Raw genomic sequence first — 1,093 nt, 5'->3', positions numbered from 1 at the left:
TGTCCCCGGCACCGAAGGTGCGCACCAGGTCCTCGACCACCACCATCGCCTCGGAGGCCGCCCCGTCGCCCCCCGGGCCCTCACGCCGTTCCAGCAGTCCCTCGCTCATGCCCGCCAGCATAAGGGGAGGTCACCGCCCACAAGGAAGGACCGTCACCGCACTGCATCGGCATGTGACACGTGTGACACCATGCCTGATCGAGATCGCAGACGAAGGAGACGCCTTGGGCGCGGCGAGCACGGAGGCGCTGGCACGGGTCACCGCCTCCGCCAGTACTTGACGGGGTGGGGCCGGACGCAGCGAGCCGACGGCGACCTCGACCGCTATCGCAGCGGTCTCGCCACGCCGCAGTTCAACGGTGTGGTCCGGGTACGGTCCCTGGACGCGGTGGCGCAGGCCGTGACCGCCGCGCGCACCGAACTCGCGGGCGTCCCCTGGTGGTGGGCCGGCCCGGACAGCCCCGAAGGCACCCCTGCCGCCCTGACCCGGCACGGCGCGGTCCCGCTCGGCGCCCTGCCCCTGATGGTGCGGCCCCTCGACCGCGCCCCGGCCCCCCAGGACCCGCCGGCCGGCCTGGGCGTCGAGGCGGTGGAGACCCCGGACCGGCCGGCCGAACTGGTCGGCACGTACCGCACCTCCATGGGCTTCGCGCCCGAGCTGCAGCCCGGCCTCGTACGGTCAGAGGCGCGGCGCGCGGACAACGCGGACATCGTCCGCCTGGCCGCCGTGCTGGACGGTGACGTCGTCGGTACGACGGTGCTGATCACGGCGCACGACGTGGCCGGCATCTTCCTCGTCCACGTCGCCGCGCCCCACCGCCGCCGCGGCATCGGCGCCGCATTGACCTCGGCCGCCCTCGACGTCGCCCACGACCGGGGCACGCACCTGGCCGCCCTCATCGCCAGCCCGTCCGGTGAACCCCTCTACCGCCGCTTCACCACGGTCTCCGAGTACCGGCTCTTCACCCTGCCCGCCTGACTCCCGGCCGGCGGGAGGGCCTAGGCCGTGTCGTCAAATGCCCGCCTGCCCCGCGGCGCCTGGCACGGCACTCCCCCAGCCTTCGGCCGGGGGTGCCCCCACGCTGCGTTGTCG

General features: G+C 74.5%; 1 protein-coding gene. It reads left to right on the top strand.

Going from position 1 to position 1,093, the window contains the following annotated elements; all coding sequences use genetic code 11:
- The first annotated feature begins 277 nt into the window (after window positions 1–277).
- Window positions 278–979: a GNAT family N-acetyltransferase gene (locus ABZ312_RS45130; RefSeq protein ID WP_500440233.1), complete on the top strand. Its 702-nt coding sequence runs from the start codon at window positions 278–280 to the stop codon at window positions 977–979.
- Window positions 980–1,093 lie beyond the last annotated feature (114 nt).

It is taken from the genome of Streptomyces sp. NPDC006207, from assembly GCF_040613835.1.
Lineage (GTDB): Bacteria > Actinomycetota > Actinomycetes > Streptomycetales > Streptomycetaceae > Actinacidiphila.
The sequence above is the reverse complement of the archived record's forward strand: the minus strand, read 5'-3'. Positions and strand labels throughout refer to the sequence as shown.